General features: G+C 71.8%; 20 protein-coding genes, 1 tRNA gene and 1 pseudogene. 11 read left to right on the plus strand and 11 right to left on the minus strand.

All coding sequences use genetic code 11. The annotated features are described in order from the left end of the window. Positions 1-27: 27 nt before the first annotated feature. The 4 genes from ABD250_RS14750 to ABD250_RS14765 all read right to left on the minus strand — a co-directional run bounded on the left by ABD250_RS14750 (position 28) and on the right by ABD250_RS14765 (position 3,827). A complete protein-coding gene (locus ABD250_RS14750) occupies positions 28-1,362 on the minus strand; it encodes a UDP-glucose dehydrogenase family protein (RefSeq protein WP_344392999.1) in 1,335 nt (444 codons plus the stop codon). A 131-nt stretch (positions 1,363-1,493) separates the two neighbouring features. Next, positions 1,494-2,057, minus strand: a complete 564-nt coding sequence (dcd, locus tag ABD250_RS14755; RefSeq protein WP_017838407.1) for a dCTP deaminase — start codon at positions 2,055-2,057, stop codon at positions 1,494-1,496. Then, a complete protein-coding gene (locus tag ABD250_RS14760; RefSeq protein ID WP_017838406.1) occupies positions 2,038-2,817 on the minus strand; it encodes a hypothetical protein in 780 nt (259 codons plus the stop codon). The genes dcd and ABD250_RS14760 overlap by 20 nt, the downstream gene beginning before the upstream one ends. Positions 2,818-2,993: 176 nt before the next feature. Then, a complete protein-coding gene (locus ABD250_RS14765) occupies positions 2,994-3,827 on the minus strand; it encodes a DUF2470 domain-containing protein (RefSeq protein WP_259847889.1) in 834 nt (277 codons plus the stop codon). Between the two features lie 209 nt (positions 3,828-4,036). Here ABD250_RS14765 and ABD250_RS14770 point away from each other — a divergent pair, with 209 nt between their 5' ends. Together ABD250_RS14770 and ABD250_RS14775 are read left to right on the plus strand one after the other, a co-directional pair. Further along, positions 4,037-4,306, plus strand: coding sequence for a hypothetical protein (locus tag ABD250_RS14770; protein ID WP_017838404.1), 270 nt, complete (start codon positions 4,037-4,039; stop codon positions 4,304-4,306). A 46-nt stretch (positions 4,307-4,352) separates the two neighbouring features. Beyond that, positions 4,353-4,423 (plus strand) — tRNA-Gly (locus ABD250_RS14775). A gap of 63 nt (positions 4,424-4,486) precedes the next feature. Here the strand turns inward: ABD250_RS14775 and ABD250_RS14780 are convergent. After that, a complete protein-coding gene (locus ABD250_RS14780; protein WP_344393004.1) occupies positions 4,487-5,578 on the minus strand; it encodes a methyl-accepting chemotaxis protein in 1,092 nt (363 codons plus the stop codon). 104 nt (positions 5,579-5,682) lie between these two features. Between ABD250_RS14780 and ppsA the strand changes: the two genes are divergently transcribed. Both ppsA and ABD250_RS14790 read left to right on the plus strand, forming a co-directional pair. Beyond that, the gene (ppsA, locus tag ABD250_RS14785) at positions 5,683-8,010 is read left to right on the plus strand and encodes a phosphoenolpyruvate synthase (RefSeq protein ID WP_344393006.1); all 2,328 of its coding nucleotides are present in this window, start codon (positions 5,683-5,685) and stop codon (positions 8,008-8,010) included. A 153-nt stretch (positions 8,011-8,163) separates the two neighbouring features. Then, a complete protein-coding gene (locus ABD250_RS14790) occupies positions 8,164-9,999 on the plus strand; it encodes an acyl-CoA dehydrogenase (RefSeq protein ID WP_182617337.1) in 1,836 nt (611 codons plus the stop codon). Between the two features lie 140 nt (positions 10,000-10,139). Here ABD250_RS14790 and ABD250_RS14795 read toward each other — a convergent pair whose 3' ends face one another. Both ABD250_RS14795 and ABD250_RS14800 read right to left on the minus strand, forming a co-directional pair. Next, positions 10,140-12,077, minus strand: a complete 1,938-nt coding sequence (locus ABD250_RS14795; protein ID WP_344393009.1) for a VanW family protein — start codon at positions 12,075-12,077, stop codon at positions 10,140-10,142. Positions 12,078-12,271: 194 nt separating this feature from the next. Further along, entirely contained in the window at positions 12,272-13,585 is a 1,314-nt protein-coding gene (locus ABD250_RS14800) for an acetyl-CoA C-acetyltransferase (protein ID WP_344393011.1), read from the minus strand. Positions 13,586-13,707: 122 nt separating this feature from the next. Here ABD250_RS14800 and ABD250_RS14805 point away from each other — a divergent pair, with 122 nt between their 5' ends. The 3 genes and pseudogenes from ABD250_RS14805 (at position 13,708) to ABD250_RS14815 (ending at position 17,417) form a co-directional block, all read left to right on the plus strand. Further along, a complete protein-coding gene (locus ABD250_RS14805) occupies positions 13,708-15,057 on the plus strand; it encodes a 3-oxoacyl-ACP reductase (protein ID WP_187701339.1) in 1,350 nt (449 codons plus the stop codon). 47 nt (positions 15,058-15,104) lie between these two features. Beyond that, positions 15,105-16,055, plus strand: coding sequence for a MaoC family dehydratase (locus tag ABD250_RS14810; protein WP_425551923.1), 951 nt, complete (start codon positions 15,105-15,107; stop codon positions 16,053-16,055). Between the two features lie 324 nt (positions 16,056-16,379). Next, positions 16,380-17,417: pseudogene (locus ABD250_RS14815) on the plus strand (PQQ-dependent sugar dehydrogenase). Positions 17,418-17,424: 7 nt separating this feature from the next. Here the strand turns inward: ABD250_RS14815 and ABD250_RS14820 are convergent. After that, complete coding sequence (locus tag ABD250_RS14820) at positions 17,425-18,234, minus strand: fructosamine kinase family protein (protein ID WP_344393017.1); 810 nt, start codon at positions 18,232-18,234, stop codon at positions 17,425-17,427. Next, positions 18,231-19,514: an MFS transporter gene (locus ABD250_RS14825; protein WP_344393019.1), complete on the minus strand. Its 1,284-nt coding sequence runs from the start codon at positions 19,512-19,514 to the stop codon at positions 18,231-18,233. Before ABD250_RS14825 ends, ABD250_RS14820 begins: the two co-directional genes overlap by 4 nt. Positions 19,515-19,592: 78 nt before the next feature. Between ABD250_RS14825 and ABD250_RS14830 the strand changes: the two genes are divergently transcribed. From ABD250_RS14830 to ABD250_RS14845, 4 genes are all read left to right on the plus strand, one after another. Continuing rightward, on the plus strand, positions 19,593-20,552 hold the full coding sequence (locus ABD250_RS14830) for an SRPBCC family protein (RefSeq protein WP_182658248.1): 960 nt from the start codon (positions 19,593-19,595) through the stop codon (positions 20,550-20,552). A 146-nt stretch (positions 20,553-20,698) separates the two neighbouring features. Then, positions 20,699-21,766, plus strand: coding sequence for a beta-ketoacyl-ACP synthase III (locus tag ABD250_RS14835; protein ID WP_182611095.1), 1,068 nt, complete (start codon positions 20,699-20,701; stop codon positions 21,764-21,766). 102 nt (positions 21,767-21,868) lie between these two features. Then, a complete protein-coding gene (locus ABD250_RS14840; RefSeq protein ID WP_182658249.1) occupies positions 21,869-22,957 on the plus strand; it encodes an SGNH/GDSL hydrolase family protein in 1,089 nt (362 codons plus the stop codon). 84 nt (positions 22,958-23,041) lie between these two features. Then, entirely contained in the window at positions 23,042-24,028 is a 987-nt protein-coding gene (locus ABD250_RS14845; protein ID WP_182658250.1) for an SGNH/GDSL hydrolase family protein, read from the plus strand. 106 nt (positions 24,029-24,134) lie between these two features. Here ABD250_RS14845 and ABD250_RS14850 read toward each other — a convergent pair whose 3' ends face one another. Both ABD250_RS14850 and ABD250_RS14855 read right to left on the minus strand, forming a co-directional pair. Next, positions 24,135-25,433, minus strand: coding sequence for a Dyp-type peroxidase (locus tag ABD250_RS14850; RefSeq protein ID WP_344393024.1), 1,299 nt, complete (start codon positions 25,431-25,433; stop codon positions 24,135-24,137). Next, positions 25,426-26,067, minus strand: coding sequence for a copper chaperone PCu(A)C (locus ABD250_RS14855; protein ID WP_344393027.1), 642 nt, complete (start codon positions 26,065-26,067; stop codon positions 25,426-25,428). Before ABD250_RS14855 ends, ABD250_RS14850 begins: the two co-directional genes overlap by 8 nt. Positions 26,068-26,120 lie beyond the last annotated feature (53 nt).

Below are 26,120 nucleotides of genomic sequence, written 5' to 3' on the forward strand. Positions count from 1 at the left end.
GACGGCCACCCGGGCGCGGTCGACCGGTCAGCTGGCGCTCACCCCGCGGCCGAGGGCGCGGTAGGTCCAGCCGGCGGCGCGCCAGTCGTCGGCGGGCATGCAGTTGCGGCCGTCCAGCATGATCCGCCCGCGCGCCACCGCCGTCACGGCCGCCGGGTCCAACTCGAGGAACTCGGCCCACTCGGTGGCCACCAGCACCACGTCCGCACCCTCACACGCCTCGATCGCCGAGTCGGCGTACGCGAGCGTCGGGAACAGGGCCCGCGCGTTGTCCAGCGCCTGCGGGTCGTACACCACCGCCTGCGCCCCCTTGAGGGACAGCATCCCGGCCACGTTCAACGCCGGGGAGTCGCGCACGTCATCGGAGTCCGGCTTGAACGCCGCCCCCAGCACCGCGATCGTCTTGCCGATCAGCATCCCCCCACACGCCTCGGTCGCCAGATCGACCATCCGCTCCCGGCGCCGCATGTTGATCGAGTCCACCTCCCGCAGGAACGACATCGCCTGATCGGCACCCAACTCCCCGGCGCGGGCCATGAACGCCCGGATGTCCTTGGGCAGGCACCCCCCACCGAAGCCCAGACCGGCACCCAGGAAGCGCCGACCGATCCGCGGATCCATCCCGATCGCGTCCGCCAACACCGTCACATCCGCGCCCGCCGCCTCACACACCTCCGACACCGCGTTGATGAAGCTGATCTTGGTCGCCAGGAACGCGTTCGCGCTGACCTTGACCAACTCGGCGGTCGCCAGGTCCGTCACGATCACCGGACACGGGTCCGAGTCCAGGATCGGCGCGTACGCCCCGCGCACCGTCTCCTCGACCGGCCCACCCGGCTCACGCACCCCGATCACGATCCGATCCGGCGTGAGCGTGTCGGCCACCGCGAAACCCTCCCGCAGGAACTCCGGGTTCCACGCCACCTCGACGTGCACCCCGGCGGGGGCGTGCCAGTCGGCGATCTCCTGCAACCGCGCCGCCGTCCCCACCGGCACCGTCGACTTGCCCACCAGCACCGCATCCGCGGTCAACAGCGGCGCCAACCGGGCCACCACGTCCTCCACATACGAGGTGTCGGCCGCGAACTCCCCCTTGCGCTGCGGGGTACCCACCCCGATGAAGTGCAGGTCCGCGAACTCCGCGGCCTCGGCATAATCCGTGGTGAACCGCACCCGACCGGCCTCCACCTGCCGCCTCAGGATCTCCGGCAACCCCGGCTCGTAGAACGGCACCTCACCGGCCCGCAGGCGCTCGATCTTCGCCTCGTCCACATCCACACCCAGCACCTCGTGACCCAACTCGGCCATACAGGCGGCATGGGTGGTCCCCAGATACCCGGTCCCGAACACGGTCATACGCATAGCGCAGTTCTACCGTCCCCGGACGACCTCCCGGGAACACCGGGGTGAACGCGGGACGAGCGTACTGTGGCCGGGCCCGGGTCGCCGACGGGCCCGGGTCGCCGACGGGCCCGGTTCGGCAACAGTCCCGGTCAGCGGAAGTTGAGGTACGCCTTGGAGGCGGTCGGGCCGCGCTGTCCCTGGTACTTCGAGCCCGTCGCGGCGGTGCCGTACGGGACCTCGGCGGGGCTGGACAGCCGGAACAGGCACAGCTGGCCGATCTTCATCCCCGGCCACAGCGTAATGGGCAGGTTGGCCACGTTGGACAGCTCGAGGGTGATGTGCCCCTCGAACCCCGGGTCGATGAACCCGGCGGTCGAGTGCGTGAGCAGACCGAGTCGACCGAGTGAGGACTTTCCCTCGAGCCGGCCCGCCAGGTCGTCGGGAAGGGCCAGGCGCTCGAGGGTCGCCCCCAGGACGAACTCGCCCGGGTGCAGCACGAACGGGTCCCCTGACGCGGGTTCGACGAGTTCGGTGAGGTCGTCCTGCTGCTGCGCCGGGTCGATGTGGGTGTAGCGCGAGTTGTTGAACACGCGGAACAGGCTGTCCAGTCGGACGTCGATGCTCGACGGTTGGATTAGCGAGGAGTCGAGAGGGTCGATCGTGAGCCGCCCGTCGGCGAGCTCGGAGCGGAGGTCACGGTCGGAGAGCAGCACGGTCTAGAGGGTATCGCGACCCCCCGGCGAGCAGGCGGAGCTGGGTGCCCAACTCGGTGACGCTCACGCACGCCTCGGCGAAGGGCAACCGCTCCCGGTGGATGCGCCCGTCGCGCCCGACGAGCTCGATGTCCACCCCGGCGCGGTCGATGCCGACCAGCAGTGGCCGCTCGGCCGGGAGGCAGCGGCACACGCGCAGCGCCATCCGCGGCACCACCTGGCAGCGCGGGTCGTTGAGATGGTCAAGCCAGTGCCCCTCGAGGTCGGCGAAGGGGTCGGGCCCGGAGGTCGCCAGGTCCTCGGGGTCGATGTCGGTCACCCCGTCGTCGTCGGTCAGCACGATCCGCTCCGCGCGGAGCCGGACCAACGCGACACCGGTCCCCACGTCCAACAGGACGGGGTCCGGGAGGTCGCGGGCGATCTCGCCCGCGGTGCGGCGCTGGGCGCGCACGCCCGGCAGCTCCACACGACCCTCGACGACGACGATGCGGCGACAGCGCCCCTCGGCCGCTCCCCCGATGATCTCGTCCAGGACCTCGAGCCTCGCCCGCACCCCGCCCACGCCGATCGTGACCGCGTAGGCCGTCGGTAGCGCGACCCAGAGGTCGGCGGTCCCGGGCACCTGGTGCACCAGGCCCACCCCGGGAGGGGTCACGGCGCCCGGGCCGGAGGGTAGACCCAGGGTGGCCCGGGGGCACCGGCGCAGCGCCGAGCTCACTCGTTCCGCGGGCTCCGGGACAGGCCCCACCAGTGATCGCATGCCATCTCCTCGTCGACAGTTCCCGCACCGCTCCGACGCCTCCAGGGAAAGGCGCCGGAACGGTCCGGGGGCGGGGACGTGACTACCCGCAGCGACTAACTTAGGTAAGGCTTACCTCTAGCGCAAGGGTTTTGTGCACACCGGCGGGAAAATGTTGGAGAAGACCCGAGCCGGACTCACCCGGCGAGGCGGTCCAGCTCGCTCTGCACGTCCTCGGAATCGCCGCAGACCAGCGCGAACGGGATTCTCACGACCTCCCTGGGCCCGGTCGCGGAGCCGACCGAGAGATCCAGGCCGAACCTGTCGATGCCCACGATCCACGGGCGTGTGCCGGCGATCTGGCGGCCGGCGCGGAGAGCCAGTCGCGCCGCGAGTCCGCTGTCGGCTCCGAGGCGGCGCAACCACGCCTGCTCGTCGATGCCGATCGGGTCGACCGCCGCCGCTGCGAGGTCACCCCGGGGGATCGCGTACGCGCCGTCAGCACACAAATAGGAGACCCCGAGCGGCTGCAGTTCGCTCAGCCTCAACGATCCGGCCTCCCCGTTCGGGCCGGGCCCGCCGTCGGCGGCGACCAGCCTGCGTCGCCGCGGTGCCGAGGACGCCGTGACGATCCCGGAGATGGTGACCACACCCCGCGCCACGGCGCACTCGTCGTCACACGGCGTGGCCCGGACCCCCGCGGCCGGCTCCCCACCGCGCCGGTCCCGGGCCGAGGGTCGACCGTCGACCGCGAAGGACGGTCCCGCCCCGGGCCGCCGACAGCGGCCCGTGCACACCGTGTCGACGATCTCGACCGCGGCCGAGCCTCCCACCGACGCCACGCCGGCCGACTCCCCCACTTCACGGGACATACCGCCGACGTCCACCACCAGTACGATCACGCCGTCGTCGCGGACCCTGGCGGACCTCAGCGGCCGGGTCAGGAGGCCCGAACCGACGGTGCCTGCGGCGCCGCGCGCCAGGACGGTCCGCACACGCTCGGCGATCGGCCGCTCCGTCACGTCGTCCATGCTCGTCCTCCTGGCAGGGTCGCCCGCCCGGCCGGGCACCCGGCCACTGAAACGGACTCTCATCCATTTCAGCGTCGTTCACCGCCGGTTCCATACCCGTGTCCGCGCCGGATCCTCGTGAGACCGGCCACACCACCGCCCGCGTCCAGGCACCCCTGGCGGGACCGCGGATATGCGCCGCACCCCGCTCACGTGGTGGAATCGGGGGCATGGACGAGTTCAGGGAAGAGCCTTCGAAGTACATCTGGCGATGGACCGTCTGGTCCTGGGTGTGCGTGGGCATCGCCGCCCTCATCGTGATGATGGGCCTGACCGGCGGCGGTTCGCTCACCCCGTGGATCATCGGCGCGCTCGCCGTCGCGGTCGTCGGCGGCGTCGGGTTCGGGTTCGTGCCCCGGGCCTCGCTCGGCCAGACCAGGCGGCCCATGACCACCGGGGCCAAGCGGAAGGCCGCCCGAAAGGGACCCCGGAACAGCTGACGGCCGGAGGCTTCGTGCTAATCTGAACCCGCCTTCGGGCAGCATCGCCGATGTAGTTCAATGGTAGAACTTCTGCTTCCCAAGCAGACAGCGCGGGTTCGATTCCCGTCATCGGCTCAGAGATCGAGGCCCTCCCGTCACGGGAGGGCCTCGAGTCGTCTCACCGGGTGCTCAACGCGGTCAGGAGTCCGGCCCGGGCCGCCCCGGCTCGGTGCGTCCCGGCTCGGTCCGTCCCGACCCCGCCCCTGACGACCCGCCCCTGCCGTTGCCGTTGTCGCCACCGCGGCGACGCAGGAGCTGGAATCCGGGGATGCCCTGGACGGCCTCGAGACACTGCTGCGCCACCTCGAGGATCTGGTGGACCTCGGGAGCCACGGTGTCCAACGAGGCGAGCACCGGCATCACGTCGTTCTCGAGACTGTCTCCCAACGCGGGCAGATGGTCGATGAACTGCACGACCGCCTTGATCTCCTCGGAATCGACCGATTCGAGGATCTCGTCGGCGATCGGTTCCAGCAGCGCGATGGTCTTGTCCGTCCACACCAGCACCTCTGTGAGGCGGGTCGCCACCCTCCTGGCGGTCTCCGGCGAGAGTTCGGCGTCGACCAACAGTGCCTCGACGACGGGCTTGACGGGCGCCAGCGCGGACTCGGCGAAGTCGACCATCGGCACGATCCGGTCCATGAGCCCGCCCGCCGAGGTCACGAGCCCGTCCGCGGTGTCGACCGTCGAGCCGACGCGCACCACGACCGCGTCCGCCGAGTCCACCGTCGAGTCGACCCTGAGCACCACGCTGTCCGCGACGTCCACGGTCGCACCGATACGAGCCACGATCCCGTCCGCCGAGTCCACGGTCGACCCCACCCTGCCGACGATCCCGTCAGCCGAGTCCACGGTCGACCCCACCCTGCCGACGATCCCGTCAGCCGAGTCCACGGTCGACCCCACCCGGGCGACGATCGAGTCGGCGGAGGAGACCGTGCGCTCGACGTCGTCGACCACCCGGTCGGCCCGCGAGACCGTGGTCCGTACCCCGTCGACGGTCTCCGCGGCCGTCACCACGATCCCGTCGATCGACGACACGGTCCGCTCGACCTCGTCCAACAGTCGCTGGACGCGCCGCACGATGGACTCCACGTCCTCCAGGAGCGCCATCACCCGCGCGGGCAGGAGGAGGAACTCCCGCGCCATCGAGAGCTCCCACTCGACCACCCGGAACGCGCTCTGGACGAGGGACGACGGGGACGGGACCCGCACCTGCATGTCAGCCATGGATCGATTCTGCCCGAACATCCCACCCGGGACCTCCCGATCAGCGCACCATGGAGGAAGCGGCGGGCGGACAGACCGGACAGCGTTCCCGGAAGGGGCACGAGATGAACGCACAGCGGGTCACGACCTTCGATGATCTACGGCTCGACGACGCACCCGAGTACGGAGGGAAGTCGGCCAATCTCGGGGAGATGACGGGCGCCGGGCTCGCCGTGCCGCCCGGGTTCGCGATCGGCCAGTCGGCGTATCTGGAGGCGATGGACGCCGGCGGCGTCCGCGCGCGCCTCCACACCGAGCGGGTGCCGGAGGAGGGACTCACCGAGGCCGAGCTCATCGCCAGGTCACAGGACCTGACGCGGACCGTCGCGCAGGTGGAGCTGCCGGCCCGGCTGCGCGAGTCGATCCTCGAGCACTACCGCGCGCTGGGCACCGACGTCCCGGTCGCGGTCCGTAGCTCCGCCCCCGCCGAGGACGCCGGCGACACGTCATTCGCCGGGATCCACGAGTCCTACACCGACGTCGTCGGCGGGGACGCCCTGCTCGACGCGGTCCGCAGGTGCTGGTGCTCGCTGTGGTCCCCGCGGGCGATGACCTACCGGGCGGTGTCGGGGTACGACGAGGAGCCCTCCATCGCCGTGGTCGTCCAACGGATGGTCCGCTCCGACACCTCCGGGGTGGCCTTCACCGCGGACCCCCGCACCTCCCAGACCGACCGGGTGGTGATTGAGGCGGCCTTCGGACTCGGGGAGGTCGTCGTGGGCGGGAAGGTCGAACCCGACACCTACGTCGTCGCCAAGTCCGACCTGCGCATCCTCACCGCCCACGTGGGCCGGAAGGTCGCGCGGATCGTCGCCGGCCGCACCGGGGACGGGCTGGTGCCCGTCCCCGAGGAGATGCAGACCGCCCGCGTCCTCGACGACGAGCAGGTCCGTGCCGTCGCCCGGCTGGCGATGGCGTCCGAGGCGCACTACGGCACACCGCAGGACACCGAGTTCGCGATCGAGGACGGCGAGCTCTACCTCGTCCAGGCCCGGCCGATCACCACCCTCGCGGGTCGGGCGACGGCCGGGGATCCGGCGGGCGGGGCGGGCGACGCCGGGACCGCGACCGACACCGACGTCGACCCGATCGTCGAGGGACTGGGCGCGGGCCCGGGCACGGCCACGGGACGGGCGCGGGTCCTGCGCGAGCTCGCGGACGGGGCCGACCTCGCGCCCGGCGAGATCCTCGTCGCCACGATGACCGACCCGGACTGGCTGCCGATCCTCAAGCGGGCCGCGGCGATCGTCACCGACGAGGGCGGGGTCACCTGTCACGCGGCGATCGTCGGCCGTGAGCTGGGCCGCCCCGTCATCGTCGGCACCCGGTCGGCGACCACGGACATCCGCGACGGCCAGACGATCACCGTCGACGGCACCGCCGGTGCGGTCTACCCGGGCACCGTGCGTCCGGCCGCCGCCGAACACGCCCCCGCCGACGCAGGTCGGGCGCCCGAGGTGAGGACCCGCGAGGTCACCGCGACCGCGGTGTACGTCAACCTCGCGACCCCCGACGCCGCGGCCAGGGTCGCCGCGATGGACGTGGACGGGGTGGGCCTGCTGCGCGCGGAGTTCCTCATCACCAGCGCGCTGGACGGCGTCCACCCGCGCACGCTCATCGCCGAGGGGAGGCAGGAGGAGTACGTCGACCGGATGGTCTCGGGGATCAGCACGATCGCCGCGGCCTTCGAGCCCCGGCCGGTGGTCTACCGCGCCACCGACCTGCGTTCCAACGAGTTCCGCGGACTGCTCGGCGGGGAGGTCGAGGCCGAGGAGCGCAATCCGATGATCGGCTACCGCGGGTGCTTCCGCTACACGCAGGAACCGGACCTGTTCCGACTGGAGCTGGACGCGTTGGCCCGGGTTCGGCAGAAGCACGGCAACCTGCACCTGATGATCCCGTTCGTCCGCACCGGGTGGGAGCTCCGCGCCTGTCTGGACATCATCGACGCCCACCCCCTCGGGCGCGACCCGGGCCTCAAGCGGTGGATCATGGCCGAGGTCCCGTCGGTCGTCCACTGGATCCCCGAGTACGCCGCGATGGGCATCGACGGGGTCTCGATCGGGTCCAACGACCTCACCCAGTTGACGCTCGGGGTGGACCGCGACTCCGAGGTGTGCGCGGAGCTCTTCGACTCGATGGACCCGGCGGTCCTGGCGTTCATCGACCAGATCATCGACCGCTGCCACGAATCGGGACTCACGGTCTCGCTGTGCGGGCAGGCCGCCTCGACCGACCCGTCGATGGCCGAGCATCTCGTCCGCAGGGGCGTGACGTCGGTGTCGGTGACCCCGGACTACGCCGAGATCACCCGGCGGACCGTGGCGCGGGCCGAGAAATCGATCCTGCTCGATGCGGCCCGATCGGCCGCGCGCCGCCCACCAGGCAAATAAGAGTCTTTCCTCACCTTGGACGGATCGCTGACGACGCACTAACATCTGTCTTGTTACCGACGGGTAGGTTCCGGTGCGCCCATGGACACCAGTGCCGACCCGCGCGGCCACCTCCATTGCCACGACACCGCACTCCGATCGGAGAAGACCGTAATGGGTCACTACAAGAGCAACGTCCGCGATCTCGAGTTCAACATGTTCGAGGTCCTGCGCATGAACGAGGCACTCGACGCCGGCGAGTTCGGCGACATGGACACCGACACCGCCCGGGGCATCCTCTCCGAGGTCGCGACCCTCACCGAGGGCCCGGTCGCCGAGTCCTTCTCCTCGGCCGACCGCAACCCGCCGGTCTTCGACCCCGAGACCCACTCGGTCTCCCTGCCGGAGGACTTCAAGAAGTCGTTCCGCGCCTGGTACGACGCCGGCTACTGGTCGATGGGTCTGCCGGAGGACCTCGGCGGCATGCCCGCCCCCCGCGCGATGGTGTGGGCCACCGGCGAGATGATGCTCGGCGCCAACCCCCCCGCGTTCATGTACGGAGCCGGCCCCGCCTTCGCGGCCGTGCTGTACGAGAACGGCACCGAGGAGCAGAAGAAGTGGGCCGCCACCTGCGTCGAGCGCGGGTGGGGCGCGACCATGGTGCTCACCGAGCCCGACGCCGGATCCGACGTCGGGGCCGGCCGCACCAAGGCCGTCAAGCAGGACGACGGCAGCTGGCACATCGAGGGCGTCAAGCGGTTCATCACCTCGGCCGACTCGGACGACATGTTCGAGAACATCTTCCACCTGGTCCTGGCCCGCCCCGAGGGCGCGGGCCCGGGCACCAAGGGACTGTCGCTGTTCTTCGTCCCCAAGATCCACTTCGACTTCGAGACCGGCGAGCTGGGCGAGCGCAACGGCGTGTTCGTCACCGGCGTCGAGCACAAGATGGGCATCAAGGTCTCCACCACGTGCGAGCTGACCTTCGGCGGCCACGGGGTCCCGGCCAAGGGCTGGATCGTCGGTGACGGCGAGCTCAACCTGGGCATCCGGCAGATGTTCGACGTGATCGAGCACGCCCGGATGATGGTCGGCACCAAGGCCATCTCCACCCTGTCGACCGGTTACCTCAACGCCCTGGAGTTCGCCAAGGAGCGCGTCCAGGGTGGCGACATGGCCGAGATGGCGGACAAGAACGCCCCCCGCGTGACCATCACCCACCACCCGGACGTGCGCCGGGCGCTCATCCGCCAGAAGGCGTTCGCCGAGGGCCTGCGCGCGGTGTACATGTACACCGCCGCCCATCAGGACGTCGAGATCGCCCAGCGCGTCTCCGGTGCCGACGGCGAGCTCGCCCACCGCGTCAACGACCTGCTCCTGCCGATCGTCAAGGGCGTCGGGTCCGAGCGGGCGTACGAGCTGCTCACCGAGTCGCTGCAGACCTTCGGCGGATCGGGCTTCCTGCAGGACTACCCGATCGAGCAGTACATCCGCGACGCCAAGATCGACTCCCTCTACGAGGGCACCACCGCGATCCAGGCACAGGACTTCTTCTTCCGCAAGATCGCCCGCGACCGCGGCACCGCCATCGGTCACGTCTCGGCGCAGATCAAGAAGTTCCTCGAGGCCGACGGTCCGGCGGAGCTGACCGCCGAGCGCGAGGTCCTGGCCACCGCGCTCGCCGACGTCGAGGCGATGGTCGGCACCTGCTTCGACCACCTCCTCGCCTCGCAGGAGGATCCCAAGCACCTCTACACCATCGGTCTGGCCTCGGTCCGTCTGCTCATGGCGTTCGGCGACCTCATGATGGGCTGGCGACTGCTCGTCGGCGCAGAGGTCGCCCTCGGGGCACTGGACGGCGCGTCGGACGCCGACAAGGGCTTCTACAACGGCAAGATCGCCGCCGCCAAGTGGTTCGCGAACAACGAGCTCCCGCTGATCACCGCCACCCGCGGGATCGTCGCCGGCCTCGGCAGCGAGCTCATGGAGCTGGACGAGGCCGCGTTCTGATCCACCGCTGACCACGCCCCGCGTTCCCCGGGGGTTGTGCATCGTGTTCGGTCCCGACACGCCGCACGACCCCCGGGGATCCGTGCATTTCGGGTGCATCACCGGATCCGCGGCGGTGCTGTGCGGTGCGGCGGGACTGGTCAGTTGCCGGGCAGGACCGGTATCCGGAACTCCGGCAGACCCGGGATCCGTATCGCGTCGTCCGGCACCGGCGGCGGCGCGACCGGGCCGGGCGGCTCGTCCGCGGGTGCCGGACTCTCCACCCTGCACTCGATCCGGACCCGGGGCGCATAGGTGGACGACACGGTGTCGGTGCTGACCGTCTCCTCGCCCCGCTGGACCACGCGGGTGACCCGGGCCGTGTACCCGTCGGCACCCGGGTCCGGGGTGCACCCGCCGCTGGTGACGACGCGGGTCTCGGCGCGCCGGAGGTCGGCCCGGGGCGCGGTCGAGACCCGGACCGTGTACTCGCGGGTCCCCCACAGTCTGACGGTGACCGAACCGCCACCACCGGAGGCGTCGATCACGAGACCGGTCCCCTGATCGTTGCGGAAGCCCACGTCCGCGGACGCGGTGGCGTCGCGGCCGGCGGGGAACTGCGCCCCGTCGACGCCTCGACCCGTCCGGACCAGCCCCTGCGCCCCGGACTCGAACGCCGCGTTGAACAGGGCGGTGGCCACCGCGTCGGCGGAGACGTCCCCGGAGACGGTGCCGGCGACATCGGCCATCGAGAAGGACTCGCCGGGGGGGACGAACTGCCCGGCGAGCGAGGCGATCATCGACTGCGCCCGGCCGCTGGCGCCCACCGCGACGGTGAACTCCCCGACCGGCTCGCGGATCCCGGCCCGCTCTGCCTCCTCGGTGGTGAGCTCAGGATCCCGGCCCACGTAGCCGACGGGGAGCACGCGCGGACCCTGGACGTCGGTGAGCTGTCCCGGGAGTGCGCCGAGCAGCGGACCCCACGAGACCGTGCGACCCTGGACCGCGGGCACCACGGAGGCGGACGACCCGCTGAAGGAGAACGAGGCGTCCCGGCCCTCCTGCTCGGTCTCCTCCATCAGCGGCTCCAGGATCCCCTTGGCCGCGTCTGCGTCGAACCGGGGTTGCAGCTCGGACCCCTCGCGCACGAAGGTCAGATACTCGCCGATCCGGTCCCGGGGGAACAGCACGGGCACGGCATCGGGGCCGTCGGCGTCGACCATCTCCAGCTCGCGCTCGGCGGGGACCGCCCGCTCCCTGCCCGGGGGAGGAGGCGGGGCCGGCAACCTGGTCGTGACGGTGGTGACGGGCGGCTCCGTGCCGTCCTCACGCATCCGCGAGGCCAGCAACGTCACGTCGCGCCCGGCGGCGGGTTCGGCCACGTCGCGGATGAGCGCGCGGACCTGGTCGGCCTGCGTCTCGGTGGGGGTGTAGTCGACCACGAGGTCGACGCCGTCGTCGTCGAGCCAGTGGGCGAGCACCGCGTCGCGCGAGCTCTCGATCCGCAGACGCTGGCCGTCCAACGGGATGGCGGAGCGGACCTCGTCACGGTCGAACCAGATGGCGCCCTCACGCGGGTCGAAGTCCGCCTGCAGGGCGAGTTTCTCCAGGAACTCGGTCAGCCGCGCGTCGGGGATCACGCTGGCGATGCCCACCTCGGTGGACCACACCAGGCTGATCAGCCGGGTGAACGGGTTGAGCGGCTGCTCCCCCGCCCGGTCGAGGGTGCCCTGCCAGTCCACGGACAGCCCGACCGATCGGGGATCGAGGGTGGTGGACACGACGCCGGCCCGCAGGTCGACCTCCTCGTCGACCCGTGGCCCCAGCTCGCGGATCAGGAGCTGCTCGGCGTCGGCCGTGCGCATCCCACCGACCTGGATCCCGGCCACCTCGGCCCCGCGGGGGACCCGTCCGATGCTGTGGACCAGATCGAAGCCGTAGAGCACCGCCAGCCCCATGAACACGCCGACACCCGTGTGGATCCACCGCGACCGCACGCGGTAGCGCCGCCGGTCGGCGGCCGCGGGATGGGGGCCCTCGCCCTCGACCACGACGGGCCGGGCGGGTCCGGCGTCGCCGGTGGTGGTGGAATCGTCCACGGGTTCTCACGCCTCCTCACGAGCGGGGGACTCTCGACCCGGCGGGGCGTCGACCGGGGTTATCCCACCCGAACCACTGTGGCGTCCACTATGACGGACCGGTACCGATGAGTGCAGCCCCCGCGCCGTACGCGGGGGCTGCACTCATGAAACGACCACCCGGCGGGGACGCCGGCGGGGTCAGCGCGTCGGGCTCACCGTTCGACGATGGCCGTGACGCCCTGACCACCGGCGGCGCAGATGGAGATGAGCGCGCGGCCCGAGCCCTTCTCCTCCAGCAGCTTGGCGGTCGCGGCCAGGATGCGGGCCCCGGTGGCGGCGAACGGGTGCCCGGCCGCCAGCGAGGAACCGTGGACGTTGAGCTTGCTGCGGTCGATCGATCCGAGCGCGGAGTCCAGACCGAGTCGCTCGGTGCAGTACTCCTCGGACTCCCAGGCCGCGAGCGTGGCCAGGACCTGCGAGGCGAACGCCTCGTGGATCTCGTAGTAGTCGAAGTCCTGCAGTGTCAGGCCGTTGCGCTCCAGAAGCCGCGGGACCGCGTAGGTGGGCGCCATGAGGAGCCCGTCCGGGGTGCGGCCGTCGTGGCCGTGGATGAAGTCCACCGCCGCGGTCTCGGAGTCCACCAGGTAGGCGCGGACGGGGAGCTTGTTCTCCTCCGCCCAGGCCTCGCTCGCCAGCAGGACCGCGGAGGCGCCGTCGGTGAGCGGGGTGGAGTTCCCGGCCGTCATGGTGGCCTCGGTGCCGTGGGCCTCGGCGTCGCGCTTGCCGAAGACCGGCTTGAGCTTGCCGAGCTTCTCCTCGGACGAGTCGGGACGCATGTTGTCGTCCCGCGGCACGCCGAGGAACGGGGTGACCAGGTCGTCCTGGAAGCCGGACTCGTAGGAGGCGGCGAGGTTGTGGTGGCTGGCCGCGGCGAGCGCGTCCTGGGCCTCGCGGGTCACGCCGAGCTCGCGGGCGGTGATGGCGGCGTGCTCACCCATGGACAGTCCGGTGCGGGGCTCCGCGTTCTGCGGCTGCTCGGGGACCAGCGACTGCGGACGGATGTCGCCGAGGAGCCTGAGCCGGTCGACCGTGCTCTTGGCCGAGGTGACCTTGATGAGGATCTTGCGCAGGTCGTCGTTGACGGCCAGCGGGGCGTCGGAGGTGGTGTCGGTGCCGCCCGCGATCCCGGCGTCGATGCGGCCGACCGCGATGGCGTCGGCGACCTGGATGGCCGTGGCCAGGCCGGTGCCGCACGCCTGCTGCACGTCGTAGGCCGGGCTCGAGGAGTCGAGGACGGAGCCGACGACGGATTCGCGAGTGAGGTTGAAATCGCGGGCATGCTTGAGGACGGCGCCGGCGGCGACCATGCCCATGCGCTTGCCCTGCAGGTTGTAGCGGCTGGCGAGACCGTCGATGGCGGCCGTCAGCATGTCCTGGTTGGAGGCGTCCGCGTACTTGCCGTTCGATCGCGCGAAGGGGATTCGGTTGCCGCCGACGATGGCGACCTTGCGGGGGCTTGTGGTCACGTGTGTCACTCCCGTTTGTTCTCGGTGTCCGGTGGCCCGTAGCGCGGCCCGACTAGTATTGTTACTCAGCAGTAAGTTACTTGTCGACCCGTAAGACCGCACCTCTCCAGGAGATGATCGCCATGGCACAGGGCAACCTCGACCTCTATTCGCAGTTCGTGACCTCGGCCCCCGGGTCGTTCATCGCCGGCAAGGTCGGCCTCCCGCAGCCCGAGCAGCTCCGCCGGCACGAGGCCGGGCAGCCCGCTCTCCACGGCCCGGTCCTGGTCGGCGGCGAGGGCCGCCTGGTCGAGCCCGTCCGCGCGATCCTCGAGTCGGACTACGAGCTGGCCGGCGCGGACGCCGAGGGCAAGTTCGCCGGCCTGGTCTTCGACGCCACCGGCATCCGCCGCACCGAGGACCTCAAGGCCCTGTTCGACTTCTTCAACCCCGTCGTCCGCCGCGTCGCCGCCAGCGGCCGCGTCGTGGTCCTGGGCACCACCCCGGAGGAGACCGGGTCGGTGGAGGAGCGCATCGCCCAGCGCGCGCTCGAGGGCTTCACCCGCTCGCTCGGCAAGGAGATGAAGCGGGGCACCACCGTCCAGCTGGTCTACGTCTCCGCCGACGCCGACACCGGCGCGTCGGGCCTCGAGTCCACCCTGCGCTTCATCCTCTCCGGCAAGTCCGCCTACGTCGACGCCCAGGTGTTCCGCGTGGGTGCCGGCGCCGCGACCGCCCCCGGGTCCTGGGACCGCCCCCTCGAGGGCAAGGTCGCCGTGGTCACGGGCGCGGCCCGGGGCATCGGTGCGGAGATCGCCGCCGTGCTCTCCCGCGACGGGGCGCACGTGATCTGCTGTGACGTCCCCGCCGCCGGCGAGTCCCTCTCCGCGACCGCCAACAAGGTGGGCGGCACCTCGCTGCCGCTCGACGTGACCGCCGCCGACGCCGCCGAGGTGTTGGCCAAGCACGTGCAGGAGCGCCACGAGGGCGTCATCGACATCCTCGTGCACAACGCGGGCATCACCCGCGACAAGACCCTGGCCGGCATGGACTCGGCGCGCTGGGACTCGGTCATGGCCGTCAACCTCGTCGCGCCGGAGCGGATCACCGCCGAGCTCGCGGAGAAGGGCGTCCTCACCGAGGGCGGCCGCGTCGTGGGCGTCTCCTCGATGGCCGGGATCGCCGGCAACCGCGGCCAGACCAACTACGCCGCCTCCAAGGCCGGCGTGATCGGGTTCGTCGACGGCGCCTCCGCCGAGCTGGCGTCCAAGAAGATCACCGTCAACGCCGTGGCCCCCGGCTTCATCGAGACCCAGATGACCGCGGCCATCCCGTTCGCCACCCGCGAGGCCGGACGCCGCATGAACTCCATGCAGCAGGGCGGTCTGCCCGTCGACGTGGCCGAGACGATCGCCTACTTCGCCAGCCCCGCCTCCTCCGCGGTCACCGACAACGTGATCCGCGTGTGTGGCCAGTCCCTCCTGGGCGCGTGATCGAGGTGGATCGCTCGTCGTCGGAGAACACCAGGTCGGAGAACACCGTGGAGTACACCCGCCTGCCCGCCATCCCCAACCTCCTGGCCCAGTACGGCAAGGCGGCCGTCGGCTCTGTCCCCGTGGTGGGCGGCAAGCGCGACGGCACGTCGATGCCCGACAAGGGCGTCGAGGTGGCCGGCGTGCGCGTGGACGTGGCCAATCTGGCCGCCTACGCCCGCGTCTGCGACCTGCGGTTCGGTGACGCCCTGCCGCTGACCTACCCGTTCACGCTGGCCTTCCCCCTGAGCATGCAGCTCATGTTGGACCCGGCCTACCCGGTCCCGGCCATGGGCTCGGTGCACCTGACCAACGAGATCGAGTCCCACCGCCCCTTGCGGGTGGGCGACGAGCTCTCGATCCGCGCGCGGGCCGAGAACCTGCGGGAGCACCCCGCCGGGTTGCTGCTCGACATCGTCACGGAGATCCGTACCGGCGACGACGACCAGCCGTCCTGGGTCCAGCGGTCGGGCCTGCTCTCCAAGCGCCGGACGTCACTGACCCCTCCCAAGGACGCACCGCGCCCGCCGAGGCCCGAGCCGCCCACGGCCGCGGAGATCGGTGACCCCACCGTGGTCAGGTCGGTGTCCGAGTCGCTGATCTCCGAGTACGCGTCGGTGTCCGGGGACCGCAACCCCATCCACGTCTCCAAGGTGGGCGCCAAGGCGTTCGGGTTCCCCAACGTCATCGCGCACGGGATGTGGACGGCCGCCACCATGCTCGGTGTGGTCGAGGGCGCCATCCCCGAGCGGGCGCGCTACTCGGTGGAGTTCGGCAAACCCGTCGTGCTGCCCGCGAAGCTCGCGATCTACGCCCGGCGCGGGGCTGTTGCGGGCGCCCGGCCCGACGCGGGCGCCGGCACCGGCACCGGCACCGGCGATCCGGCCTGGTCGCTGCGGGTGCGCAACCCGCGCAAGCTCGGCACAGTGCACGCCACGGCCACCATCGAGGAGCTTTAACCCCTCCGGTCGCGCATCGCCCCCCGACCCCGGTCACCCGCTCCCACCAGGGCAGGTGACCGGGGTTTTGTGGTCGGTGCGGTACCGCACCTGAGAGTTTGTGCATATGGTCTGTGTCACACCGCAAGTCGTCCGCACATCGCAGAGGAGCCGCAGATCGTAGTGGCCGGGGTGGCCGTGGCGGCCGCCGTCGCCCTCGCGTTCCCTGCCGTGGCACATGCCCAGTTCGGTTCCCTCGGCGGCGGCTCGGTGGACACCGGTTCCATTCCGCCGGACCTGCTCTTCCCGCCGGAGGTGGGCGTCGGTGCAGGCGAGGGCGTACGGGTGGTCGAGGGCCCCGCCGTCACCACGACGACCGTCATCGACCAGCTCAACATCCCGTGGGACGTGGTCCGCACCCCGGACGGCACCCTCCTGACCGGCGAGCGCGGCGGCCGTATGGTCGCGCAGCTCGCCGGCGGCGAACGGCGGGATGTCGCGATCGACCTGCCCGGCCTGGTACGCCAGTCGGAGAGCGGCCTGATAGGCATGGCCGTCGATGCCGGATTCGCGCAGAATCGCGAGATCCACGTGTGCTACTCCCAGAACGCCGGGGGGACCCGCGACAACCGGGTCACCACGTTCCGGGCGGCCGAGGACTGGTCCGCGCTCACCAGGGTCCGCGACGTCGTCACCGGTATCCCGCTGGGCGCCGAGGGCATCCACAGCGGCTGCCGTCTGCTGGTCGACGACGACGGGTCGATCTACATCGGCACCGGCGACATCTACAGCGCCACCGACCCGCAGGATCCCACCTCACTCGCCGGAAAGACCTTGCACGTCAACCCCGACGGGACTGCCGCTTCGGGCGACTCGGTGATCCACACGATCGGCCACCGCAACGTCCAGGGACTGGCTGTCCAGCCCGGCACCGGCCGTGTCTACTCCGCCGAGCACGGACCGGACCGCGACGACGAGGTGAACCTCCTCGAGCCCGGCGCCAACTACGGCTGGAACCCGAACGTGAACGGTCAGTACAACCAGAACGTCCCGATGACCGACACCGAGCGGTTCCCGGACGCGGTGGAGGCCGTATGGTCCTCGGGTCGCCCGCCTCTGGCCCCGGCGGACATCGAGTTCCAGCAGGGCGAGGCGTGGGGCGAGTGAAAAGGCAGCCTCGCCATGGCCAACCTCAGGGAACAGAAGCTGGTCCTGTTCCGCCTCTCCTCCGATGGCCGGTCGATCGTCGACGCCTCCGTGCTCCTCGAGGGTGGCTTCGGCCGCCTGCGTTCGCTGACGCCCGAGCCGGACGGCTCACTGCTTGTCACCACCTCCAACGCGAACAACCGGGACGAGGTCTTCCGCGTGAGCCCGGCACAGTGACCCGGGGTCAGAGCAGCAGGACCTGACGGGCGGCGTCGACCAACGCGACCGCGTAGCCGGCGCCGTGGCCGGCCGAGTGGGTGGCCAGCGGGTGCAGCTGATGGAGCGGCACCCGCTGCTGCCACCCCTCGCGCAGCGGGTGGCGCTCCTGATAGCCGCGCAGGATCTCGTTCAGGTACGGCGCCCCGAACAGCGCGAGCATGGCCAGGTCGGTCTCACGGTGCCCGCCGTGCGCGGCGGGGTCGATGAGCACGGCCTCGACGGCGTCGGCCCCGGCCGCTGCGCGCGCCGGCGCCCACAGCACGTTCCCCGTCCACAGGTCGCCGTGGAGGCGGGCGGGGTGGTCGTGGGGGTGGTCCACCTCCCCGGCCGCGATCCGGTCGCAGGCGCGCTCGACGACGGCGAGGTCGGCTCCGCCGAGCATCCCCATGTCCACGGCGATCGCCACGAACGGGCGCACCCTCTGCTCGGCGTAGAACTCGCCCCACGACCGGGTGGGCCGGCATTCCTGGGGACGGTCGCCGATGAAGCACCGGCCCGCCCAGCCGTCGGCGGGTGCGCCCCAGTCGGCGGCCCCGGCATCGTGCATCACCGCCAGCGACCGCCCGAACCGCCGGGCCGCCTGCGCCGTGGCGCGACCGGCGGGAAGGGGTTCGAGGGCGATCTCGTCGTCGTCGACCCCCAGGACCTCCACCACCCGGGGCCCGCCGGGCGCCGCGGCGAGCCAGGCCAGTCCGGCGGCCTCGTGGCGGTAGAAGTCGGGGCCGTGACGGGAGCCCCTCTTGACGAACGGCCGGTCCCCTCGTGTCCCGTTCATGCGCGCGCCGCTTGCCGCTGGTCGGACCGACCGAGCAGCCGACCGGCCAGCAGGGTCATCAACACGCCGCCCGCGAGCACCGGCAGGACGGTCCACCGCATCCCGGCGTGTTCGGCGATCAGGCCGACCAGTGGCGGGGAGGCCAGGAACCCCAGGCGCATGACCCAGTTGAGCACCGCCAGCCCCGTGCCCGGGGTCAGGCCGGGGACGGAGTCGGCACCCACCATCGCGCCCGGGATGACGGTGGCGATGCCCCACCCGGCCAGCGCGAAGCCGGCGAGTAGCACCACCAGGAGTGCGGGGCCGTCCAGGACGAACGACGCGGTCATCGCCGCACCCGACCCCGCCACCACACACGCCCCACCCATGCGGCCGACGTGCGCGGCGCCGACTCCGTCGACCAGCCGGTCGCCGGTGAGGCGGCCGATCAGTTGTGCACCCTGGACCGCGATGAAGCCGAGGCCCGCCAGCCCGGCACCGGCCGCCGCGACCTCGCGGAGATAGAGCGCCGACCAGGTCTGCGCGAAGTCCTCCACGACCGCCGCGCACGAGGCGAGCAGGCCGAACGCCACCAGCAGGAGCATTGTCCGGCCCCCCGGGATCCGGCGGTGCGAGGCGGGGGAACCGGGTGGCGTCGCCGGCCCCGGGGCGCGATCCAGGTCCCGGCCAAACCGGTCCTCTGCCCCCGCAGCGCCCAGCCGCAGGGGGTACGCGGCCAGCACGGCGACCGCGCAGACGACGCCGGCCGCGCTCATCTGACCCACCACCGTCACCCCGGCCCCGGCGGCGACCGAACCCCCCGCGGCGCCGAGCACCGCCCCGAGAGACCAGACGGCGTGGAATCGATTGATCAGGGACCGACCGTGCAGGAGTTGCACGCGGATGCCGTGGGCGTTCATGGCCACGTCGGTGACGGCGTCGCACACGCCGAACAGCAGGAGCAGCCCGGCGAACACCCCCACGGCCGGGGACAGCCCGAGGACCGCGGCGACGAGCGAGGCCACGACCATCGTGGCCACCGCCACCGCCCCGTCCGAGCGTCTGCGCATGAGGACCGGGGCGACGAGCCCTCCCACGAGTGCGCCCGCGGGGTAACACGCCATCGCGAGGCCGAACGCGGCCGGACCCAGGTCGAGGGCGTCCTTGAGGTCCGGGAGACGGGGGACGATGGCGCCGAAGATCGCCCCGTTCGCGGCGAAGAGCAGGGCGGTGGCGACCACCGGGCCCCGCAGAGCGGTCCCGCGTCCGCCCGGGTCCACCACCTCCCTCGTCGCGATCACGACCGTCAGACTACGTCGTGCACCCACGCCGGTAGCGTTGACGACGGTAACGGTCGGACGGGCGGGCGGGAGCACGACATGTACGGGGTGACGGCAGGGATCGAGGCCACGGACGACGGCCGCCACGTGGTGTGCAGCGTGCCGCTCCCGGTGGCGCCGGGCGTGGTGTGGGACGCGGTCTCGACCGGCGAGGGAATCTCCTCGTGGTTCGTGCCGTGCGCTCTGGAGCCGCAGGTGGGAGGCCGGATCGTGCAGTTCGCCGACCCCGGCGCCCCGGATCCCACGACCGGTCCGGAGGCCGCCGCCGAGGCGATGCTCACCGCCACCGTCGGCGAGATCACGGTCTTCTCGCCCCCCGCCGGCACCGCGCCGGGGGAGTTCACCTTCGAGGAACGTGACTGGATGGGGGAGGGGATCCCGGTGCCCCCGTGGACGACCTCCTGTGAGGTCGCCGACGACGGCGAGGGCGGCACGGTGCTGACCCTGCGGTCCGGGTTCGCCTCCGGCGGGCAACTCGCGGAGGAGTCGGTCGACGGCAGCGTGAGCGGCTGGGCCCAGTCCCTCACCGTGCTCGCGCACCGGCTCACCCACCGACCCGCCGACGGGGTGGTGACCGTCCACGCGGCCACCGACCCCGTGCGGTCTTCGGTGCCCGACCTGTGGTCGCGGGTGCTCGGACGACTCGTGGCCCCCGCGGCCGGGGTCGGCGGTGCGCACGGGAACGGAGAAGCCACCCGGTCCGCAGAGGTCGCCCGGTCCGGTGAGGTCGGGGGCATCGTCGCGACGGAGTCGGAGGCCTCCGCGTTGATCGTCCTCTCCGCGCCCGTCGACGGTGTGATCGAGCTCTACGTCTTCCCCGCCGGGGACACGCCCGAGGACGCGACGAGCAGCGCCGCCGTCGCCGTCCGCGCGTACGAGTACGTGGACGTCCCGGGCGGGTCGGGCGCACCGCTCGGTGCCGCCGCGGTCGACGGCGTGGAGCCCACCTGGGACTCCGAGCGCTGGCGCGGATGGCTCGAGGGCCTGGTCACGGACTGACCCGAGGGTGGCGCCCGATCGTCGACGAAACATCGACGTCTGGTGCGACGATGTCCACCGAGACAGCAGTACTGTGTCGGGGAGCACCAGCCGTGCGCCGACCACGAACCGCACGAACAGCACACCGACGAGGAGCACCATCTGCAATGGCGGATTCCAACGACACCGTGACCATCGCGACCAGCGAGGGCGCGCCCGGCACGACCCTCCTGGGCATCGGCGCCTACCGTCCACGTCGCGTGGTGAGCAACGAGGAGATCTGCGAGACGATTGACTCGAGCTCCGAGTGGATCTACGAGCGCTCTGGGATCCTCAACCGCCGCGTGGCGGAGCCGGACGAGACGATCGTCTCCATGTCGAGCGAGGCCGCCAAGAAGGCCGTGGCCTCCGCCGGCATCGATCCGGAGCTCATCGACGCGGTGATCGTGTGCACCTCCACCAACTGGACGCAGGTGCCGCACGCGGCTCCGCAGGTGGCCACCGATCTCGGCCGCAACGGCATCGCCGCGTTCGACCTGACCGCCGGCTGCGCGGGGTTCGGCTACGGCCTGGCCGTGGCCACCACCATGATCCGCGGCGGCGGCGCCCGGTACGTCGTGGTGGTGGGCGTGGAGAAGATGACTGACGGCATCGACTTCTCCGACCGCAACACCGCCTTCATCTTCGGCGACGGCGCGGGCGCCGTGGTGGTGGGCCCGTCGGAGACCAACGACGTCAGCCCGGTGGTGTGGGGGTCCGACGGCGAGAAGGGCGACGCCATCCGCCAGACCAAGGACTTCAAGCAGTACGTGGACGAGGTCGATGCCTCCGCGGCCGCCGCGCGCGAGGAGGCCGTGCTCCAGCCCTACCTGGTCATGGACGGCTCCAAGGTGTTCCGCTGGGCCGCCGTGCAGGTGTCCAAGGTGTGCGCGCAGACGCTGGAGACCGCGGGCGTGACCGCCGAGCAGATCCAGGCGTTCATCCCCCACCAGGCCAACGGGCGCATCAACTCGGCCATGGCCAAGCACCTCGGACTCCCCGACTCGGTGGCTATCGCCAACGACATCGAGCAGACCGGCAACACCTCGGCGGCCTCGATCCCGCTGGCCATGGAGGCCATGCTGCGCGACGGCGAGGCCCAGCCGGGTCAGGTCGCCCTGTGCATCGGCTTCGGCGCGGGACTGTCCTACGCCGGCCAGGTCGTGCGCCTGCCCGCCGCACCGCCCGTCGACTGACGGCTCCTCGGCCTCAGGTCCGGTGCGTCCCGCGGCCCCGGTTCACCAGAACCGGGGCCGCGGACCTGCCTGATGGACGAGCGTTCATGAGAGAGTGATCTCATGCACACCTCACGTCTCCGTCGCGGCGCGGGCCCGGCGACCACCGGCGCCGTGGCGGCCGCCGCAACAGTCCTGTTGAGCTCCCTCGTCGCCCCTGTCGTGGCCGGATCGACCCCGGCGATCCCCGCCGCTCCCCCGTCGACCGGCTCCACGATCGAGCAGGCGGGCGGCTCCACGCAGACGCTGGGGCAGAACATCGCAGGTCAGATCAGTGGCGAGGGTCTCGGCCCGTCCGTCTACGCCGGCACCGGAACCGGTCCGGCGCGCTACGTGGCGCTGGGCGATTCGTACGCCGCCGTCGGCCGGGTGGCACCGGGATCCTGGGGCGCCGGGCCCGTCGCGTGTGTGCGGACCGACGACGCCTATCCCACGGTCGTGGCCCGCGAGCTCGGTGTGGGGACGTTCATCAACGCCAGCTGCGGGGGAGCCACCGCCGACGACTTCCTCGAGCCGGCGCGCAACGGGGCGCCGCCCCAGCTCGATGCCCTGGATGCGCGGACCGACCTCGTCACCATGACCATCGGCGGCAATGACGTGGGGTTCGCCGCGGTGATCGTGGCCTGCGCCGTCCGGCCCAACACCGCCCCGGAGTTCCTGCCGATGGTGGACTCGGTGACCTCGCGACTCGCCGAGGGCTTCGATGCCACCACCGGGTGCTCCGACGTGATCGACCGCCAGGCCGCGCGGGCTCTCGAGGAGCTCGACGGGCGTATGGACTCGGTGTACGCCGAGATCGCCCGGCGCTCCCCCGACGCCCGCGTGGTGACCGTCGGATACCTCTCCGCGATCCCGGACGACCGCACCCTGCTCGCCTCGCCCGACTGCGCACCGTTCATCGCGATCCCCGAGGCCGAACGGGACAAGGTCCGCGGATTCCAGGAGAGCATCAACCGGGTGGTCCGCGACGCGGCTCAGCGCAACGGGGCGACCGTCGTGATCCCCGACGAGCCCGGACACTCGATGTGCACGCCCCCGGAGACCCGGTGGGTCGACTTCACCGGCCTGCAGACCTCCTCGGTGCCCGTTCATCCCACGTCCGCCGGGCACGCCCACGTGGCCGGTCGGGTGCTGTCCGCGCTGTCGGGGTAGCGCCGACGCCGGCCCACAGGAATAGAATTTGCTTAGTTGCCACAACTACCAACGGTGGGGCACCCGGGATAGCAGACTGCGGTCATGTTCACTCCCCTACCCCGCCGCTCCGCCGGCGCACGCACCCTCACCACGACCCTCGCGCTGGCGGCCTCCCTCGCGCTCGCTGCCGCGCCCGTCGCGGCCGCACAGTCGACCACGCAGACGGACGGCACGATCGCCGTCGGCGCCCTCGGATCCACGGCCGGGACGCCCCTCCCCGCGAGCGGCTCGCTCGGTTCCCTGGCCCAGCCCGCCTACGCGGACTACGTGGCCCTGGGCGATTCGTATGCGGCGCTAGGCGACAGCCGCGAGTCGGCGGGCGGGCCCGCGGCATGCGGTCGGAGTCTCGCGAACTACCCGAATCTCCTCGACCCCAACCCGGCGGTCGGCGACCTCACCGACGCCACGTGCGGTGGGGCCCAGATCCCCGACCTCAACGGTTCGCAGTCCACGGGCGTCCCGCCGCAGTTCGACGCCCTGAACTCGACCACCGACCTGGTCACGCTGTCGATCGGCGGCAACGACGTCGGCTTCGGCACGATCGTCGGCTGCATCACGCAGGGTGCTCTCCCCACCGATCCCCGCGCGCCACGCGACTGCCGCACCGAGCTCGGCGGGACCGTCGCCTCGGACATGGCCGAGGTCTTCGGCGACGGCGGGGAGATCGACGAGGTCTATGCGGCTATCGGCGAGGCCGCACCGGGCGCGACCGTCGTCGCCACGCAGTACATGCCGTTGATGCCCGAGTCGGACGAGGACGGTTGCGCGTTCACCGATGCTCTCACCGAGGACAACCTCCAGTGGGCCCGTGAGGTGGCGGAGTCGATCAACGACGCCGTCGACGACGCCGCCCAGCGCAACGGCCACATCTCGGTCCTGCCGACCGACGAGGTCGACCGCAGCGCCTGCGCCCCGGCCGACCAGCGCTGGACCGACTTCCTCGGGGGCGCACCGACCAACGCGGCCGCGTTCCACCCCACCGCCCTCGGCCAGCAGGCCATGGCCGACGCCATCGCCGCGGCGATCTGACCCCGCCGACCCCACCGCTCCCGACTACCGCCGCCCCCGGCGACGAACACCAGCGTGAGCCGATGCTCGCGCGGGGGCTCATCGCCGGGGGCGGCTGCGTGTCAGCTCATCCCTCGAACAACCCCTGTCCGACGTACCCACCCTCCGGCGCACCCGGCGGGAGCGCGAACACCGCCGACCCGATCGGGACGGTCCACGTGTTGAGCGCGTCCTGCTCGGCGAGCCGCCGCTGGACCGGGATGTAGGTGCGCACCGGATCGGCCTGGTAGGCGGTGAAGATCAGGCCGCTGTTGCTGATCCGGCCCGGCTCCGGCGGGTCGTCGTAGGTGTACGGCCGCCGGAGCATGGCCTCACCGCGATCGCGCTGCCGGGCCCGGGCCATGTGCGACTCCGGCGGGATCACCGGCAGACCGACCTCGTCGACGGCCTCGAAGTCGGCCGGATCGTGCTCGTGGACCCCGGTCAGCGGCGCACCGGACTCGATCCGCCGGCCCATGCTCAGCTCGCGGGAGGTGCGGTCGATCTCCTCCCACGTGTCCATGGTCATGCGGATGCGGCGCAGCACCAGCGAGGACCCGCCCCGCATCCACCGCTGGGTCTGCCCGTCGGCGGACCTGCCGTCGGAGAACAGGACCCGGTCGAAGTCCACGTCGTCGGGCCCGGGGTTCACGGTTCCGTCGATCTGACCGAACAGGTTCCGCTGCGTGCGACCGGTCGGGTCGGTGCCCACGGCCTTGCGGAACCCCCGCTGCGCCCACTTCTGCTCGGCCACGCCTCGCACACCGGACGCGAGGATCCGGGCGGCGTGCGAGACGACGAGCGGGTCGTCGGCGCAGATCTGGAGCAGCAGATCGCCTCCCGACCACCGGTCCTCGAGCTGGTCGATCTGCGGGAACGCCGGCAACTGCCGCAACCACGACGGCCGCTTCTCCGGCATGCGCACCGCGTCGAACAGCCCCGGACCCAACCCGATGGTGACCGTCAGCCGCGCCGGGTCCCGGGCGAGTTCGGGTTCGAGGTCGGCCAGGCCGCCGCGGCCGGAGGTGAGCCGGGCGGCGTCCTGGGACCACGCCCGCAGGACACCCTGGACCTCGGCGCGGGTGGCCCCCGCCGCGAGGTCGAACCCGAGGAAGGCGGCGTGCGCCTGCGGCGGCGTGGTGATGCCGGCCTGGTGTGGGCCGTGGAAGGGCTCGGTCGCGGCCCCCACGACTCGCGAGTCGGCGACGGTCTCCCAGTCGGGGACGGCCTCGTCGTCGTCGAGGAGCCCCCGCCCCGCGTACCCGGCGGCACCCCCCACCGCGCCGCCGACCAGTCCACTGCCGATCACGGCGCCCCCCACCACGGCTCCGGCACCCCGGGTGAGCACCGACCGTCGCGACAGACCGCGCGAGGCCCGGTCAGCCATCGTGATTCATGGCGCCGTGGTCCATGGCTCCGTGGTCCATTCCCCCGTGGTCGCCACCGACGTACTCCTCCTCGCCGCCACGGAAGTCGCGGGCGGAGACGGTGACGTCCTGCTCGGTGCCCCCGCCCCGGACGCCGCCGGAGAACTCCAGGGTCAGGGTGATCTGCTGGCCGGTGGTGATGGGCTGGTCCAGGTCCATGAGCATGATGTGGTTGCCGCCGGGCTCCAGGATCAGCTCGCCGCCGGCGGGGACGAGGAAGCCGTCCTCCTTCTCCTGCATCATCATGCCGCTGCCGCCGGGGACGGTCTCGTGCAGCTCGGTGCGGCCGCCGAGGTCGCCGGAGACGCCGGTCAGGTGGAGGTCGTCCTCGCCGGGGTTACGGATGGTGCCGAAGACCCCGGCCATGTCGGTGCCGGTGGCCTTGGCCCAGCCGTCGTCGAGGATCACGACTCCCGCGGCCTCGGCGCTGGTCGTCTGGTCGGTGGCGCCGGTGGTCCCGGGCGAGTCGTCGGAGGCGCAGGCCGCCGTGGACAGGGCGAGGGTCAGTGCGGTGGCCGCGGCGAAGGCGGCACGTTTGTTGAAGGCACGGGTGTGGGAGGCACGGGTGTGGGAGGCACGGGTGTGGGAACGCATGGGTGTGTCAGTCCTTGGTGTGGTGTGTGAGGTCGCCCGCCGGCGCGTGGCGC

Origin of the sequence: Dietzia cercidiphylli (assembly GCF_039531545.1) — a bacterium.
In the GTDB taxonomy this organism is placed as follows: Bacteria; Actinomycetota; Actinomycetes; order Mycobacteriales; family Mycobacteriaceae; genus Dietzia; species Dietzia natronolimnaea.

Coding starts and splice junctions, on each gene's coding strand:
- ABD250_RS14780 (WP_344393004.1), bottom strand. CDS start 5,578: ATGGCTGACATGCAGGTGCGGGTCCCGTCCCCGTCGTCCCTCGTCCAG.
- ABD250_RS14770 (WP_017838404.1), top strand. CDS start 4,037: ATGGACGAGTTCAGGGAAGAGCCTTCGAAGTACATCTGGCGATGGACC.
- ABD250_RS14840 (WP_182658249.1), top strand. CDS start 21,869: ATGCACACCTCACGTCTCCGTCGCGGCGCGGGCCCGGCGACCACCGGC.
- ABD250_RS14750 (WP_344392999.1), bottom strand. CDS start 1,362: ATGCGTATGACCGTGTTCGGGACCGGGTATCTGGGGACCACCCATGCC.
- ABD250_RS14765 (WP_259847889.1), bottom strand. CDS start 3,827: ATGGACGACGTGACGGAGCGGCCGATCGCCGAGCGTGTGCGGACCGTC.
- ABD250_RS14845 (WP_182658250.1), top strand. CDS start 23,042: ATGTTCACTCCCCTACCCCGCCGCTCCGCCGGCGCACGCACCCTCACC.
- ABD250_RS14805 (WP_187701339.1), top strand. CDS start 13,708: ATGGCACAGGGCAACCTCGACCTCTATTCGCAGTTCGTGACCTCGGCC.
- ABD250_RS14835 (WP_182611095.1), top strand. CDS start 20,699: ATGGCGGATTCCAACGACACCGTGACCATCGCGACCAGCGAGGGCGCG.
- ABD250_RS14855 (WP_344393027.1), bottom strand. CDS start 26,067: ATGCGTTCCCACACCCGTGCCTCCCACACCCGTGCCTCCCACACCCGT.
- ABD250_RS14830 (WP_182658248.1), top strand. CDS start 19,593: ATGTACGGGGTGACGGCAGGGATCGAGGCCACGGACGACGGCCGCCAC.
- ABD250_RS14850 (WP_344393024.1), bottom strand. CDS start 25,433: ATGGCTGACCGGGCCTCGCGCGGTCTGTCGCGACGGTCGGTGCTCACC.
- ABD250_RS14760 (WP_017838406.1), bottom strand. CDS start 2,817: ATGCGATCACTGGTGGGGCCTGTCCCGGAGCCCGCGGAACGAGTGAGC.
- ABD250_RS14790 (WP_182617337.1), top strand. CDS start 8,164: ATGGGTCACTACAAGAGCAACGTCCGCGATCTCGAGTTCAACATGTTC.
- ppsA (WP_344393006.1), top strand. CDS start 5,683: ATGAACGCACAGCGGGTCACGACCTTCGATGATCTACGGCTCGACGAC.
- ABD250_RS14820 (WP_344393017.1), bottom strand. CDS start 18,234: ATGAACGGGACACGAGGGGACCGGCCGTTCGTCAAGAGGGGCTCCCGT.